The sequence below is a fragment of the Arthrobacter rhizophilus genome (genome assembly GCF_026241105.1).
Classification (GTDB): domain Bacteria; phylum Actinomycetota; class Actinomycetes; order Actinomycetales; family Micrococcaceae; genus Arthrobacter.
On record NZ_JAPFFT010000039.1, the window covers coordinates 1 to 14,132 of the forward strand.

At 64.8% G+C, this 14,132-nt stretch carries 15 protein-coding genes; 13 read left to right on the forward strand and 2 right to left on the reverse strand.

Going from position 1 to position 14,132, the window contains the following annotated elements; translation table 11 throughout:
• Nucleotides 1-447: 447 nt before the first annotated feature.
• From OOZ51_RS20205 to OOZ51_RS20215, 3 genes are read left to right on the forward strand one after another with little or no spacing between them, the layout of a single operon-like run.
• Nucleotides 448-648, forward strand: coding sequence for a hypothetical protein (locus OOZ51_RS20205; protein ID WP_265981599.1), 201 nt, complete (start codon nucleotides 448-450; stop codon nucleotides 646-648).
• Between the two features lie 57 nt (nucleotides 649-705).
• Nucleotides 706-1,857 (forward strand): WD40/YVTN/BNR-like repeat-containing protein, encoded by a 1,152-nt coding sequence (locus OOZ51_RS20210; RefSeq protein ID WP_265981600.1) that lies wholly within the window; start codon nucleotides 706-708, stop codon nucleotides 1,855-1,857.
• A gap of 8 nt (nucleotides 1,858-1,865) precedes the next feature.
• Complete coding sequence (locus OOZ51_RS20215) at nucleotides 1,866-2,153, forward strand: MoaD/ThiS family protein (protein ID WP_265981602.1); 288 nt, start codon at nucleotides 1,866-1,868, stop codon at nucleotides 2,151-2,153.
• A gap of 17 nt (nucleotides 2,154-2,170) precedes the next feature.
• Here the strand turns inward: OOZ51_RS20215 and OOZ51_RS20220 are convergent, their stop codons facing one another.
• Together OOZ51_RS20220 and OOZ51_RS20225 are read right to left on the reverse strand one after the other, a co-directional pair.
• Nucleotides 2,171-2,407 carry a hypothetical protein gene (locus tag OOZ51_RS20220; RefSeq protein ID WP_265981603.1) on the reverse strand — a complete coding sequence of 79 codons (237 nt, stop codon included), beginning with the start codon at nucleotides 2,405-2,407 and terminating at the stop codon, nucleotides 2,171-2,173.
• Between the two features lie 197 nt (nucleotides 2,408-2,604).
• A complete protein-coding gene (locus OOZ51_RS20225) occupies nucleotides 2,605-3,924 on the reverse strand; it encodes an MFS transporter (protein ID WP_265981604.1) in 1,320 nt (439 codons plus the stop codon).
• Nucleotides 3,925-4,130: 206 nt separating this feature from the next.
• On the opposite strand from OOZ51_RS20225, the gene OOZ51_RS20230 reads away from it, so the two are divergent.
• From OOZ51_RS20230 to OOZ51_RS20275, 10 genes are all read left to right on the forward strand, one after another.
• Nucleotides 4,131-4,901 (forward strand): IclR family transcriptional regulator, encoded by a 771-nt coding sequence (locus OOZ51_RS20230; protein ID WP_265981605.1) that lies wholly within the window; start codon nucleotides 4,131-4,133, stop codon nucleotides 4,899-4,901.
• Nucleotides 4,902-5,077: 176 nt separating this feature from the next.
• A complete protein-coding gene (locus OOZ51_RS20235; RefSeq protein ID WP_265981607.1) occupies nucleotides 5,078-6,001 on the forward strand; it encodes a shikimate dehydrogenase in 924 nt (307 codons plus the stop codon).
• Entirely contained in the window at nucleotides 6,001-7,950 is a 1,950-nt protein-coding gene (locus OOZ51_RS20240; protein ID WP_265981609.1) for a bifunctional sugar phosphate isomerase/epimerase/4-hydroxyphenylpyruvate dioxygenase family protein, read from the forward strand. The genes OOZ51_RS20235 and OOZ51_RS20240 overlap by 1 nt, the downstream gene beginning before the upstream one ends.
• A gap of 54 nt (nucleotides 7,951-8,004) precedes the next feature.
• The gene (gene pcaH, locus OOZ51_RS20245; protein ID WP_265981640.1) at nucleotides 8,005-8,877 is read left to right on the forward strand and encodes a protocatechuate 3,4-dioxygenase subunit beta; all 873 of its coding nucleotides are present in this window, start codon (nucleotides 8,005-8,007) and stop codon (nucleotides 8,875-8,877) included.
• A gap of 4 nt (nucleotides 8,878-8,881) precedes the next feature.
• On the forward strand, nucleotides 8,882-9,463 hold the full coding sequence (gene pcaG / locus OOZ51_RS20250) for a protocatechuate 3,4-dioxygenase subunit alpha (protein WP_265981610.1): 582 nt from the start codon (nucleotides 8,882-8,884) through the stop codon (nucleotides 9,461-9,463).
• Nucleotides 9,460-10,905, forward strand: coding sequence for a lyase family protein (locus OOZ51_RS20255; RefSeq protein ID WP_265981612.1), 1,446 nt, complete (start codon nucleotides 9,460-9,462; stop codon nucleotides 10,903-10,905). The genes pcaG and OOZ51_RS20255 overlap by 4 nt, the downstream gene beginning before the upstream one ends.
• Nucleotides 10,898-11,713: an alpha/beta fold hydrolase gene (locus OOZ51_RS20260; RefSeq protein ID WP_265981613.1), complete on the forward strand. Its 816-nt coding sequence runs from the start codon at nucleotides 10,898-10,900 to the stop codon at nucleotides 11,711-11,713. The genes OOZ51_RS20255 and OOZ51_RS20260 overlap by 8 nt, the downstream gene beginning before the upstream one ends.
• Nucleotides 11,710-12,156 carry a 4-carboxymuconolactone decarboxylase gene (gene pcaC, locus OOZ51_RS20265; protein WP_265981615.1) on the forward strand — a complete coding sequence of 149 codons (447 nt, stop codon included), beginning with the start codon at nucleotides 11,710-11,712 and terminating at the stop codon, nucleotides 12,154-12,156. The genes OOZ51_RS20260 and pcaC overlap by 4 nt, the downstream gene beginning before the upstream one ends.
• 82 nt (nucleotides 12,157-12,238) lie before the next feature.
• A complete protein-coding gene (locus OOZ51_RS20270; protein WP_265981617.1) occupies nucleotides 12,239-13,468 on the forward strand; it encodes a thiolase family protein in 1,230 nt (409 codons plus the stop codon).
• Between the two features lie 4 nt (nucleotides 13,469-13,472).
• Nucleotides 13,473-14,132 carry a 3-oxoacid CoA-transferase subunit A gene (locus OOZ51_RS20275; RefSeq protein ID WP_265981620.1) on the forward strand — a complete coding sequence of 220 codons (660 nt, stop codon included), beginning with the start codon at nucleotides 13,473-13,475 and terminating at the stop codon, nucleotides 14,130-14,132.

Below are 14,132 nucleotides of genomic sequence, written 5' to 3' on the forward strand. Positions count from 1 at the left end.
TCTACATCTTCCGACCGAAAGAAGGCCTCCTGCCCGGAAACTCAACGAATCCAGACAAGAGGCCGACGTAACTTCGGTCTAAGAGCTGAGCGACACGCAAAATCCCTGGCGCCCCCGGAATTCCGGGGGCGCCAGGGATTTTGGGCGTCCCCTGGTAATTTGCGCATCGCCGAGGTCGCTTAAACAAAGAGCTCCGGAGTGCGTTATTGGGGGATACGCACTCCGGAGCGGACTTTGGAGCAGGTTCTTGGGTTCCTGCTGACAATTAGCTTACGTGCCCCAACGGCCCTCCGCTACCAATCTGAATAACTACTTTCACTTTACTTTTTCCGGGCCAGTTCCAGGCCCGAAATTAGGGCCGGATCCGGCGTTTGATCAGGCCCTCCGCCCCTTGTAGAGCACCTTCCGCAGGCCTAGCGTTAACTTGCACAGGAAGGGGTGGTCCACGTGGAGATCTTCATGTGGTGGCTGGACATTGACCTCAAGAGCAAGGAATGGTTGCGGGAGAACCTGCGGGCTGCCGAGCTTCCACTGGAGGTTCTGCAACGCATTGCCGAAGTCGGTGGGCCGCGTCTTGAGGAGCTGGCTGGCGGGTTGACCGATGCCGACTGGGACTTTATTGAGACGCAGTCGGAGTTCGTGGACTGAGCCGATTTCCTAGACCGGTTCGCAAAACCGTTGCGGCTCCCGCGCGGGGATGGTTGCATGGGGTTCATGGCTACCGCAGAGAGTTATGTCTTGGCGATCGGGACCAAAAAAGGATTGTGGCTGGCACGCAGCACAGACCGCAAGGAATGGTCCCTTTCCGGTCCGCACTTCCTCATGAGCGAGATCCCCAGCATCGGGATTGATACGCGCGGGGACAATCCCCGGATCATGGTGGGCGTCCGCTCCGAACACTGGGGTCCCACCGTGGCCCACTCCGACGACCTAGGCGCAACGTGGACTGAGCCCGAACAAGGCGCCATCAAATTCCCAGAGGGCACCGATGCCGCACTGGAGCGGATCTGGCAGATCTACCCGGACTCCGCGTCCCGGCCCGGCGTCGTGTGGGCCGGTTGCGAACCGATCTCCGTCTGGAAATCCACCGACGGCGGCGAGCACTTCGAGCTGAACCGTGGCCTGTGGGACCATCCGCACCGCAGCGAATGGGGAGCGGGTTACGGCGGCGCTGCCGCTCACTCAATCGTGGTCAACCCCTCCGGGGAGAACGTCCACGTTGCCATGAGCACTGGCGGGGTCTACAGATCGCTCGACGGCGGAGCCTCCTGGGAAGCCCGCAACAAGGGGATCCAGGTACGCTTCATGCCGGATCCTTACCCGGAGTTCGGCCAGTGCGTGCACAAGATCGCCGCGGATGCCGCCGTCGAGGGCCGTCTGTATGCGCAGAACCACCACGGCGTGTACCGCACGGATGACAACGGCGAGAACTGGATTTCGATTGCGGAAGGGCTGCCCGCCGATTTCGGCTTCGTGATGCTCACCCACCCCCGCCGCGAAGGAACCGCGTGGGTTGTTCCGATCAAGGCAGATAGCGAGCGGATTCCGCCGGATGGCCATCTCGCGGTGCACCGCACGGACGACGCCGGGAATACCTGGAAACGCTTGGATGTGGGACTCCCGGACCACGAATACAACGCGGTGCTCCGTGACGCGGCCGCGGTGGATTCAGCTGAACCTGTCGGGGTGTACTTCGGAACACGCGGCGGTTCGGTCTACGCCAGCGCTGACGAGGGCGAGTCCTTCATTGAGGTTGCCTCGCATCTGCCCGACGTGTTGTGCGTCCGGGCGGCCGTTGTCTCCGGCGATCTCGCCGAATTGGCCGCTGCCCCTACGGCATCCGGTCTGCCGGCTTAGGACGGAACTTGTCCGACATCACCGTGGTTTTGCCCAGCGTTCTCCAGCCACTCGCCGGCGGGCAGTCCTACCTGACTACGCCCGCCAACGGAGCTGTGACCGTGGAAAGCTTGCTTGATGCTGTGACCGGGGACTACCCGGTGCTGGCCCGGAGGCTCCGGGACGAAACCGGGTCCCTCCGCCGCTACGTGAATATTTACGTGAATGGCGAGGAGGTCCGGCGCCTGAAAGGTCTGGATACTGAGGTTGCGGCCGGCCAGGAGGTCTTGATCATCCAGTCCGTGGCTGGCGGCTGAGCGGTTCGGGGCCAGGATCAGGCCACTCGCCAGACTGTACATTCGTCGGTATTGATGGCCTTGCGCAGGCCAGTCAGCTGATCCATGATCCAGACGACGCCGATTCCCGGGGCCGTCTCTTGGACGCTTCCCCTGCGGATGACAACGTCATCGTAGGAGGGTCCGACGGAGAGGCGGGCTTCGATCTGGTCGCCGCGGTGCAGCTGGTCAAGTGCGCGGATTCTTGTGGGGCGGGTTGATACTTCCTTCAACATGGTGGCCTCCCTGGCTGGAGCTGCCAGCGTTTGCCGGCTATTCCAGTGTGGCGGGCCAATGTTGCAGGGTGGTTTCGTGCGGGTTAGCCGTGGGTAAGACTTCCGTTAGCAAAAAAATCCATTGCTCCGTACCTGCCGTTCTGAGGGCTCAAAACGACGGGTACGGAACAATGGATGGGGTTAGAGCGGGGGAGAAGTTACCTCAGGCCGAGCTCCGCCGTCGGGGTCTTGAAGGATTCCCGGGCCGTCATCGCGGAGACCGCTGCGATGATGCAGATGACTCCGGTGAAGATGCTGATCTGGATCCAGCCGCCGGCCTTGGTGCCGCCCATTGCGGTGACGATGGTCGGAGCGAAGCCTGCCATGAGGAAGCCGATCTGCGTACCGATGGCCAAGCCGGAGAAGCGGACCTTGGTGCTGAACATTTCGCCGTAGAAGGAAGGCCACACGGCGTTGGCGGCGGCGTATCCGAGGGCGAAGTACACCACGGACACCAGGAACATGAGCGGCACGTTTCCGGATTCGAGCGTCAGGAGGAACACCGGCGTCATGATGGCGCTGGCAATGGCGCCGTAGATGAATACGGGCTTGCGGCCGATCCGGTCAGCCAGATTGCCGAAGACCGGCTGGGTGCCAAGGGCCACGATGTTGGCAGCGACGACGAGCCATAGCGTGATGGTGCTGTTGACGTGGGCCACGTCCTTGGCGTACGCAATGGCCAGGGTGCCGAAGACGGTGCTCACGGCCGAGATGAAGGCGCAGCAGATAACGCGCAGGACATCGGCCCAGTGCAGCCTGAGGAGGTCGGCCACTGGGAGCTTGGCGATCTGGTTGTTCTTCTTGGCTTCGGCGAATGCCGGCGGCTCGTGCAGGGTGCGTCGGATGAAGAAGGCAACCAGAACCACCACAGCGCTGAGCCAGAACGGGATGCGCCAGCCGATGCCGTATTTGATCTCGTCCGGGAGGGCGACGACGGGGATGAAGACCAATGCTGCGAGGATCTGGCCACCCTGGGTTCCCGTGAGGGTCCAGGACGTGAAGAAGGAACGGCGGTTGTCCGGTGCGTGTTCCAGCGTCATGGACGAAGCGCCGGCTTGCTCGCCGGCAGCCGAAAGACCTTGGCAAAGGCGCGCGAAGACCAGCAGGGCCGGAGCCCACCAGCCAACGGCCTTGAAATCGGGGAGGCAGCCAATGATGAACGTCGCACCGCCCATGAGTACCAGCGTGAACATCAGCACCCGCTGGCGGCCGATGCGGTCGCCGAAGTGGCCCAGGATGATGGCTCCAACGGGCCTTGCTATGTAGGCGAAGCCGAATGTCGCGAAGGACATGATGGCGGCGTTGGCGTCCGCGCTGGGGAAGAAGACGTGCGGGAAGATCAAGGCCGCGGCCGAACCGAAGATGAAGAAGTCGTAGTACTCGACTGCGCTGCCGAGGAAGCTCGCGAGGGCGGCCTTCTTTGGCGTCCCCGCCGTGGCGGCGGTGCCCGGCGTCGTAGACGGGATGGTGTGACTCATGATGTTCCTTTGTGTGACGGCGATGTCGCATCTGGCTGAAATTGCTTACTTGGAACGCTGATGTGGGTCCGGCAGCGGCCTCACACTATAGCCACATTGTGAGAGCTACTTGTGCGATATAGCAATGATGACTGTGAGCGCAGTCACTTGTCAAGATATTTACTCACCATCTAGATATAGCTCTCACGATGTGGCAATCTTTAGATATGAATGTGAAGGAAGACACAAAGACCGACATGATCGGCAAGGCCCTGGGCCTCCTCGTATTGCTGGGCAATGAGCCGAAAGGGGCCAGCGCCTCCGAGCTCGCCCGCCAGGCGGAGCTGCCGTTCAGCACTACTTACCGGCTGCTCGGATCCCTGACTCGCGACGGTTTTGTGGACTATGAGCCCGATGGGCGCCGCTACCACCTGGGCCTTCGTGTCTTCCAGCTCGGGCAGCGGGTGTCCAATCACCACGGCTTTGCGGGTACCGCGCGGCCCATCTTGCAGCGCGTCACGGAGGGGACCGGCGAGGCCACCATCCTTTCCGTCCGTGATGGCCATCACCACCTCACGGTCAACAAGGTGGACGGCCCCCAAATGTTCCGAGTCACCAGCGATCCGGGGCATCTTGGAATGCTGCACACCACGGCAGTAGGCAAGGCACTGGTTGCCTTCGCGGACGACGGCGAGCGGCAGCAGCTGGTGGAAGAGCTCGAGCTGGAGCCGCTGACGGAATTCTCGATCACAGATCGCGACGCCTTCCGCCTGGAAATCGAAAAGGTCCGACGCCAGGGCTACGCGATCATGGACGAGGAGAACGAGGTGGGCATGCGCGCTGTCGCCGTCCCCGTGCTCAACTCCCAAGGTGTTGCCTTCGCATCCCTAGCCACGGCGGTCCCTGTTTTCCGGATGAGCGTGGAGCAGCTCGTGGCCGTCGTTCCCCTGCTGAAGAGTGCGGCGTCCGAGCTTGCCGACCGCCTGCCGCAGCGATAAGAGTCCGGCGTCAGCCACTTTTGTTCGCGATAAGAACACTAGTGCAATATGTGAACATTTTGTGTAGTCTGATTCATACCGCCCAGCGGAGCAGCTCACATCGGAGAACTCAGCACGTCCCAAAGGACTCCGGAGAAGGCCCATCCGCGGGCGCAGTTGTCAAAGGAGCAATGAGCATGAGCAACCGAGCCGAATCCTTCCTGGTGGGCCTTATTGGCGAAGGCGTGACGCCTTCGCTGACGCCGCCCATGCATGAGAAGGAGGCCGACGTCCAGGGGCTGCGCTACCTGTACCGGCCCATCGACCTGCTGGAGCTCTCCCTGCCCGGCTCCGCCGTCGGCGATCTCCTGACGGCAGCTGCCCGGCTTGGCTACAACGGCCTCAACATCACGCATCCGTGCAAGCAGCTGGTTCTGCCGTTCCTGGACGAGATTTCCGAGGACGCCCAGCGGCTCGGCGCTGTGAACACCGTTCTGATCCAGGATGGCCGCTTCGTCGGCCACAACACAGACTTCTCCGGCTTCGGTTCGGCTTTGGCCAGCGGCCTTCCCGACGCCGGCTTGGACCGCGTCGTCCAGCTGGGCGCGGGCGGGGCCGGCTCCGCCGTCGCATACGCCCTGCTTTCCGCGAGCGTCAAGACGCTGGACCTTGTGGACGTGGACCCCGCGCGCTGCGCCGAAAGGGCGGCGGAACTCGCCGACCTGTTCCCGGGCAGCACCGTCACGGCGCGCACGACGGCGGAGCTGCCGCAGCTGATGCCGCTTGCCGACGGTCTGGTGCACTGCACGCCGGTGGGCATGGCTGCGCATCCAGGCCTCCCACTGGACATGTCCCTCGTGGAACCCCGCCATTGGGTGGCTGACATCGTCTACCGCCCCATCGAGACCCAGCTGGTGCTCGAGGCCCGAGCCAAGGGCTGCCGCGTGCTCGACGGCGGACGCATGGCCGTGGGACAGGCCGCCGACGCCTTCCGCCTCTTCACAGGCCGCGACGCCGATCCGGACCGGATGCGGGAACATTTCCTGGAGCTGGTGGGCGCCGAAGAAGCCAAGGCTGAAGCATCGAAGGCCGACGAGGCACTCGCCGGGGCGGGGCACTGATGCGCACGGGAATCGCCACGGTTTGCCTCTCCGGGACACTCAAGGAAAAGATGCAGGCCTGCGCCATCGCGGGCTTCGACGGCATCGAGATCTTCGAACAGGACCTTGTCACCTCGCCGCTCAGCCCCGAGGACGTGCGGAAGATGGCCGCGGACCTTGGGCTCGGCCTGGATCTCTACCAACCGTTCCGCGACTTCGACAGTGTCTCAGAGGAGATCCTCCAGGAAAACCTGCGCCGGGCAGACGCCAAGTTCAGGCTCATGTCCCGCCTTGGCATGGACACCATCCTGGTCTGCACCAACGTGGGAACTGCCACGATCGACGACGACGACCTCCGCGCCGAGCAGCTCGGCCGCCTGGCGGAATTGGCCGGGGACCACGGGGTCAAGGTGGCATACGAGGCCCTAGCTTGGGGCAAATACGTCAACGACTACGAGCACGCTCACCGTTTGGTGGAAGCGGTGGACCACCCGAATTTAGGCACCTGCCTGGACTCCTTCCACATCCTGTCCCGCGACTGGGATACCGCACCCATCGAGGCCATCAAGCCCGAGAAGATCTTCTTCGTCCAGGTGGCCGACGCCCCGAAACTCTCCATGGACGTGCTGTCCTGGAGCCGCCACTACCGCGTGTTCCCGGGCGAAGGACAATTCGAGCTTGCCAAGTTCATGGGCCACGTTGCCCGTGCAGGCTACTCCGGCCCGGTTTCGCTGGAGATTTTCAACGACGTATTCCGCCAATCGGATGTGGCCCGCACCGCCGTCGACGCGATGCGCTCGCTGATCTGGCTTGAGGAACAGAGCGCCAAATGGCTCGACGCGAACGCTGCGTCCTTAACAGCGGGAGGAGCGGCGGGTGCCGCCAGCGGTGACTCGCTCGCCAACGCTGCAGGCCGCCGTCGTTATCCCATGGAACTGGCCACGCTGCCCAAGGTGGCCGAACCTGCCGGTTTCAACTTCGCCGAGGTCAAGACCGATGAGCCCGCACAGCTCGAGACGCTTCTGGGCCAGCTCGGTTTCGAATTCGACGGCCGGCACCGGACCAAGGACGTGCAGTTGTGGTCCATGGGCCAGGCACGCGTCATCATCAACGAACAGGCGCCGTCGCACAGTGAACCCGCCATCGCGGCCTTGGGGTTCGACGTCGACTCTCCCGTGATTGCCTCGGCTCGCGCCCAGCAACTCAAGGCCCCTGTGGTACCGCGCAAGGTCCAAGCGGACGAGGAAGTGTTCCAAGGCATCGCAGCCCCGGACTCCACCGAAATCTTCCTGTGCCAGGGCAGCCCGGACGGCACAGCCGCCTGGACGCATGAATTTGGCGAAGGCCTTGAACACCCTTCAGCGGGAACGCAAGCGGTAATCGACCACGTGAACCTCGCCCAGCCCTGGCAGCACTTCGACGAAGCCGTCCTCTTCTACACGAGTGCCCTGGCCCTGGAACCGCAGCCGTTCGCCGAGGTTCCAAGCCCGAGCGGCCTGGTGCGCTCGCAGGTCATGGTGACTTCCGACCGCGCCGTGCGCCTGGTGCTGAACCTTGCTCCGGTGCTTCAGCAGGAACCCGGCCAGCAAGGCAACGGCGCCCGCAAGAGCTACCAGGAACACATCGCGTTCGCGGTGGATGACCTCGTGGCCGCGGCCCGGGCAGCGCAGGGGCGCGGACTGGAGTTCCTCCAGATTCCGGCCAATTACTACGAGGACCTGGATGCACGCTTCGCCCTCGAGCCTGCTTTCCTTGCCACCCTCAAGGAACTGAACCTTCTCTACGACAGGGACGCCAACGGTGAATTCCTGCACTTCTACACCGCCACGGTGGGCAGCGTGTTCTTCGAAATGGTGGAACGCCGCGGCAACTACGACGGCTACGGCGCCCCCAATGCCCCCGTGCGGCACGCCGTCCAATACGACGCCGTCCAGTACGACTCGCTTCATGCCCACCACGTGCACCGCTGAGCAGGAACGCAACCAGAAACCAGGAAAGCAACCACCCGAAAGGAGCCGGCCGTGCTGCTAGACGCAAATGCCGGGCACTACCAAGACGACGAGCTCGTACCGGCGGCCGAACCGCATGCCGCGCACGCGCCGTCGGACGCCGCCGTCGAAACCCAAGCGGATCTCAGCGCAGAGATCAAGGCCATCGGCGAGGCGTACGCCCAGGCGCTCAAGAACGGTGCCGCGCCGGAGACCCAGCCTCGGCTGGACTTCGCACCGTACCGCAGCAGTATCCTGCGGCACCCCACCAAGAGCCTGCACCACGCGGACCCGGAGACCATCGAGCTGTACTCGCCGGCGTTCGGGCACCAGGACGTGCACGCCCTGGAATCGGACCTCACCATCCAGCACAACGGCGAACCCCAGGGCGAGCGGATCATCGTTCAGGGCAAAGTGCTCGACGGCGACGGCCGGCCAGTTGCCGGCCAGCTCGTGGAGATCTGGCAGGCCAACGCCGCCGGCCGCTACATCCACAAGCGCGACCAGCACCCCGCCCCGCTCGACCCGAACTTTACCGGCGTCGGACGCTGCATCACCGGACCGGACGGTTCCTACCGCTTCACTACCATCAAACCCGGCGCCTACCCGTGGAAGAACCACCTCAACGCCTGGCGGCCGGCGCACATCCACTTTTCCATGTTCGGCACTGATTTCACGCAGCGCATCGTCACCCAGATGTACTTCCCGGGCGACCAGTTGTTCCCGCTGGACCCCATCTACCAGTCGATCGTGGACCAAGACGCCCGCGACCGCCTCGTGGCCAAGTACGACCACGATCTGACCAGCCCCGAATGGGCCCTCGGCTACAACTGGGACATTGTCCTGAGCGGGTCGAAGCGGACCTGGACCGAAAACGAAGCCTTTGGCGACGCCGGGGACGAGGAGTAAGCACATGAGTAAGTTGATTCCGACACCAGGCCAGACCGTTGGCCCGTTCTACGGCTACGCCCTCCCCTTTAATAAGGACAACGAACTCCTTGCCCCGGGCAGCGCCGGAAGCATCCGCCTTCAAGGAACCGTGTACGACGGCGCCGGCGAAGCCATCCCGGACGCCATCCTGGAGATCTGGCAGCCCGATTCCGAAGGCAACGTGGTCCAGCGCACCGGCTCCCTGGTCCGCGACGGCTACACCTTCACCGGCTGGGGTCGCGCGGCGGTGGGCAACTCCGGCGTTTACACCTTCACGACGGTCAACCCCGGCGCCACCTCCCCAGTCCCCGGAAAACCAGGAGCGGCTCCGTTCATCTCCGTGGCCGTCTTTGCCCGTGGCCTCATGAACCGCCTGTTCACCCGCATCTACTTGCCGGAAAACGAGGAAGCGCTCGCGGCCGATCCGCTGCTCAGCTCCCTCGATCCCGAGCGTCGCCAGACTCTCATCGCCCGACGCGACGCGGATGGCGGGCTCACCTGGGATCTGCGCCTGCAAGGCGGGAACGAGACTGTCTTTCTCGACTTCGAAGGCGCCTCCCGATGAGCCTCGACGGCGATTTCGGGCTGCTCAGCCCGGTTTCGGCGTCGTCCGCCGTGGCGGCGCTGACGGGTGACCGTGCGGTCATCGCGGCCATCCTCGACGTCGAAGCCGCCTGGGCATCCGTGCTGGAAGAGGCGGGCTTCGCGCCCGCCGGTTCCGCCGCCGTCGTCGCGAAGGCCGCGGAGTCCTGGGCCTACGACGCCGCTTCGATCGCCGAACGCGCCCAGGGCGGCGCCAACCCGGTCATTCCGCTGCTCGCTGACCTCCGGGGCACGGTCAGGCAACTCGACGCCGAGCATCCCGGCGGGGCCATTGGCGCACTTGCTGCCGTGCACACCTCGCTGACCAGCCAGGACGTTCTGGATTCGGCCTTGATGCTGCTCGCGCGGCGGGTCGTTTCCGCTGTTCTCGCCGAAGTAAAAGGCACGACGACGGCGCTCGCCGCTCTTGCGGAGCAGCATGCGGACACGCTGTGTGTGGGCAGGAGCCTGACCCAGCATGCGCTTCCGTTCACCTTCGGACTCAAAGCGGCGCAGTGGTTCCACGGTGTTGCTGCCGCGGCCCGCCGTCTGGAGTCGTTGGAGCTGCCGGCGCAGTTCGGCGGGGCTGGCGGCACCCTGGCTGCCGGGGCCGTGCTCACGGAAGGCTCGCCGTCGAACCCTTTTGGCTTGGCAGATGCCCTGGCCCGGAAGTTGGGCCTGGCTCCCGTCCCCGCGCCTTGGCACACGAACCGGCTGGCCGTCACTGCACTCGGCGACGCTTTGGCTTCCCTGACGGACTCCTTCGGCAAGATCGCCTCGGACCTGCTTTTCCTCAGCCGGCCAGAGGTTGCCGAACTAGGTGAACCCCTTGCCGCAGGCCGCGGAGTCTCCTCGGCCATGCCGCAGAAGCAGAACCCGGTGTTGTCCGTGCTGATCCGCAGCGCCGCGCTCCAGGCTCCCGGGTTGGCTGCGCAGCTGCACCTGGCAGCAGCGAATTTCAACGACGAACGCCCCGACGGTGCCTGGCACAGCGAATGGCCTGCCCTGCGGGGCTTGCTGCGCCTGAGCCTTGGCTCCGCCATCCAGCTCCGCGAGCTTGCCGAAGGACTCCGCGTCTTCCCCGAGGCCATGCGCCGCAACCTGGAAATCTCCGGGCCATTGCTGCTCAGCGAAGCCGTGGCGTCCTCCATTGCTCCGCTCCTCGGCGTGGACAGGGCCGAAGGGAAGGCCAAGCTGCAAGCCGTCGTCGACGAGACCCTCCAGGCACCCGCTGCGGAGCAGTCCCGCATCTACACCAAGCTCCTTCGTGAGGCCGTGCCAGTGGGCAAGCTGTCCGACGAGGAACTGCGGGCGCTCCTGGACCCAGCGAACTACCTGGGTGAGGCTGCGGAGATCAGTCGCCGCATCCTCGCCGCCTACCCGGAATTTTCCAACACTAATCCGAAGGGAGCCGATCGTGGCTAAGCCCAACGTCAAGGCGGTGTTGCTGTCCCCGCAGCGCCCCCTGGGGGAGAAACCCCTCCTGGTGGTGGGGCCCTCGCTCGGAACGTCCACCGTGCTGTGGACCGAGACGGCAGCCCTCCTCGGCGACGACTTCGACGTCATCGGCTGGGACCTGCCTGGTCACGGCGTCTCGCCCGCGGCTTCCGAAACGTTCAGCGTCGCCGAACTGGCCGACGCGGTGGTGGACTTGGTGGACTCGATCGCTCCCGGCGCCGTGTTCCACTACGCAGGAGACTCCCTGGGCGGCGCCACGGGGCTGCAATTGGGCATCAAACACGCCGAGCGGCTCAAGAGCCTGTCTGTGCAATGCACCGGAGCGAAGCTCGGTACGCCCGAGGGATGGCTCGAACGGGCCGAAACCGTTCGCGCGCAGGGCACCGCGGTGATGATCCAGGGATCAGCCCAACGCTGGTTCGCTCCCGGGTTCATGGACCGCCAGCCCGTCGTCAGCAGCCGCCTCCTGCACGCACTGCGTGACGCTGACCGCTTCAGCTACGCCTTTTGCTGCGAGGCGCTCGCCGCTTTCGACGTCCGCTCCGAGCTCGGCAGCATCACCGTCCCGACGCAGGCGCTGGCCGGCGTCGAGGACACTGTTGCGCCGCCGTCGTTCGCTGAAGAAATTGCCGCGGGCATCAACGCCAGATTCAATACAGCTGGCTGCACCGCTATCGCTATTGCGCTCGACGGCGTCGGGCACCTGGCGCCCGCGGAGGCGCCCGCCGTCGTCGCGGACCTCATGCGGACGTTCATGAAGGAGGCCGGAAAATGAGCACCGATCCTTCGCAGGGCGCTGTTCAGCGCGACGCAACCTCGCAGGAAATCCACGACGCCGGCATGGTGGTCCGCCGCGAAGTGCTCGGCGATGCGCACGTGGATCGTGCCAACGCGAACAAGGATTCCTTCACCGAGGACTTCCAGGACATGATCACCCGGATCGCCTGGGGCGGCATCTGGACCCGCCCGGGCCTCACGCGGCAGATGCGCTCGGCCGTCACCATCACGGCCATGGTGGCGCACGGGCACTGGGAAGAACTGGCCATGCACATCCGCGCCGCCATCACCAACGGCCTGAGCAGGGACGAGATCAAGGAAATCCTGCTGCAGACCGCCATCTACTGCGGAGTTCCGTCCGCCAACACCGCATTCAAGACCGCGCAACAGGTCTTCGCGGAGCTCGACAAGACCCCCAACGCCCCCACCCCACCCAACTAACTCGCATTAGATGTCGTTTTGAGCCCTCATAACGACATTAACTGCGAGCTAGTTGGGACTACAGACACTTAGAGGAGACCCCATGAACCAGGCCTATGTGTACGACGCCGTGCGCACCCCTTTTGGAAAATTCGGCTCGGGCCTTGCCGGGGTGCGTCCGGATGACCTCGCAACCCACGTGGTGCGCGAGGCCGTGAAGCGCGCGCCGGCCCTGGATGTTGAGCGGATCGACGAGGTGGTCTTCGGCAACGCCAACGGCGCCGGCGAGGAGAACCGCAACATCGCCCGCATGGCCACCCTGCTGGCCGGGCTCCCGACGTCGATCCCCGGCACCACGGTCAACCGACTGTGCGGTTCCTCCCTGGACGCCGCCATCATCGCCTCCCGCCAGATCAATGCCGGCGACGCCGAGCTAGTGCTCGTGGGCGGCGCCGAATCCATGAGCCGCGCGCCGTGGGTGCTACCCAAGACGTCCAAGCCGTACCCGGCCGGGGACATGACCCTGGCCTCCACCACCCTGGGCTGGCGCCTCGTCAACCCGGCGATGCCGACGGACTGGACCATTTCCCTGGGCGAGGCCACCGAGCGCCTGCGCGAGAAGTACGGGATCACCCGGGAACGGCAGGACGAGTTCGCCGCGGCCTCGCACAACCTCGCAGCCGCCGCTTGGGACGAAGGCTTCTACGACCAGTTGGTGACACAGGTTCCGGGCACTGAGTTGGTCCGTGACGAGGGTATCCGGGCAGGCTCGACGGCGGAGAAGCTCGCCGGGCTCAAGACCGTATTCCGTCCCGAATCTTCGGACGCCGCCGCAGGTAAGACCACAGGCGGAACAGTGACGGCAGGCAACGCTTCGCCGCTGTCCGACGGCGCCTCCGCGGCTTGGATCGGCAGCGAGAGTGCCGCCGGGCTGCTGGGCCTGGAGCCGCTGGCCCGCATCGCGGGACGCGGCGCGCACGGGAACGATCCCCAGTTCTTCGGCTACGCGCCGGTCGAAGCGGCTAACAAGGCCCTCGCGAAGGCGGGCATCGGCTGGGACGAGGTGGGCGCCGTCGAACTTAACGAAGCCTTTGCCGCGCAATCCCTGGCCTGCATTGATGCGTGGGGGATCGACCCCTCCATCGTGAACCGACACGGCGGCGCGATCGCGATGGGGCACCCATTGGGCGCCTCCGGCACACGCATCCTGGGCACCCTGGCCCGCAGCCTTCAGGCTTCCGGAGAGCGCTGGGGTGTCGCGGCGATCTGCATCGGCGTCGGGCAGGGCCTAGCTGTGGTGCTTGAGAACGTCACTGCCGGAGTGAAGGGCTAAGGCAATGCTGAAATTCATTGACACAGTTGGCGAAGCAGTCGCGGGCATCAAGGACGGCTCCACCGTCATGATCGGCGGCTTCGGGAACGCGGGCCAGCCGTTCGAACTGATCGACGCGCTGCTCGATTCCGGCGCCACCGACCTTACCGTCGTGAACAACAACGCCGGCCAGGGCGACCAAGGACTTGCGCTGCTCATCAAGGAAGGACGGGTCCGGAAGATGATCTGCTCCTTCCCGCGTCAGTCCGATTCCTGGCACTTCGACGCCAAGTACAAGGCCGGGGAAATCGAACTTGAACTCGTCCCGCAAGGCAACCTGGCCGAACGCATCCGGGCGGCCGGGGCCGGCATCGGCGGGTTCTTCACGCCCACCGGTTACGGCACCATGCTTGCGGAAGGGAAGCATACGCGCCTCCTCGACGGCAAGTGGCAGGTGTTCGAGACGCCCATCCATGCCGACGTCGCGCTCATCAAGGCGCTCAAGGCCGACGGCAAGGGAAACCTCGTGTACCGCAAGACGGCCCGGAACTTCGGCCCCATCATGGCCGCCGCGGCAAAGCACACCATCGTCCAGGTGTCGGAGATCGTCCCGACCGGCGCCCTGGATCCGGAGAACGTGGTGACCCCCGGAATCTACGTCAACAGCATCGTGAAGGTGGCCTGA

Bases quoted from the DNA above. Each gene is read 5' to 3' on its own strand.
- OOZ51_RS20210 (WP_265981600.1), top strand. From the start codon at position 706: ATGGGGTTCATGGCTACCGCAGAGAGTTATGTCTTGGCGATCGGGACC.
- OOZ51_RS20220 (WP_265981603.1), bottom strand. From the start codon at position 2,407: ATGTTGAAGGAAGTATCAACCCGCCCCACAAGAATCCGCGCACTTGAC.
- OOZ51_RS20225 (WP_265981604.1), bottom strand. From the start codon at position 3,924: ATGAGTCACACCATCCCGTCTACGACGCCGGGCACCGCCGCCACGGCG.
- OOZ51_RS20230 (WP_265981605.1), top strand. From the start codon at position 4,131: ATGAATGTGAAGGAAGACACAAAGACCGACATGATCGGCAAGGCCCTG.
- OOZ51_RS20235 (WP_265981607.1), top strand. From the start codon at position 5,078: ATGAGCAACCGAGCCGAATCCTTCCTGGTGGGCCTTATTGGCGAAGGC.
- OOZ51_RS20240 (WP_265981609.1), top strand. From the start codon at position 6,001: ATGCGCACGGGAATCGCCACGGTTTGCCTCTCCGGGACACTCAAGGAA.
- pcaG (WP_265981610.1), top strand. From the start codon at position 8,882: ATGAGTAAGTTGATTCCGACACCAGGCCAGACCGTTGGCCCGTTCTAC.
- OOZ51_RS20255 (WP_265981612.1), top strand. From the start codon at position 9,460: ATGAGCCTCGACGGCGATTTCGGGCTGCTCAGCCCGGTTTCGGCGTCG.
- pcaC (WP_265981615.1), top strand. From the start codon at position 11,710: ATGAGCACCGATCCTTCGCAGGGCGCTGTTCAGCGCGACGCAACCTCG.
- OOZ51_RS20270 (WP_265981617.1), top strand. From the start codon at position 12,239: ATGAACCAGGCCTATGTGTACGACGCCGTGCGCACCCCTTTTGGAAAA.
- OOZ51_RS20275 (WP_265981620.1), top strand. From the start codon at position 13,473: ATGCTGAAATTCATTGACACAGTTGGCGAAGCAGTCGCGGGCATCAAG.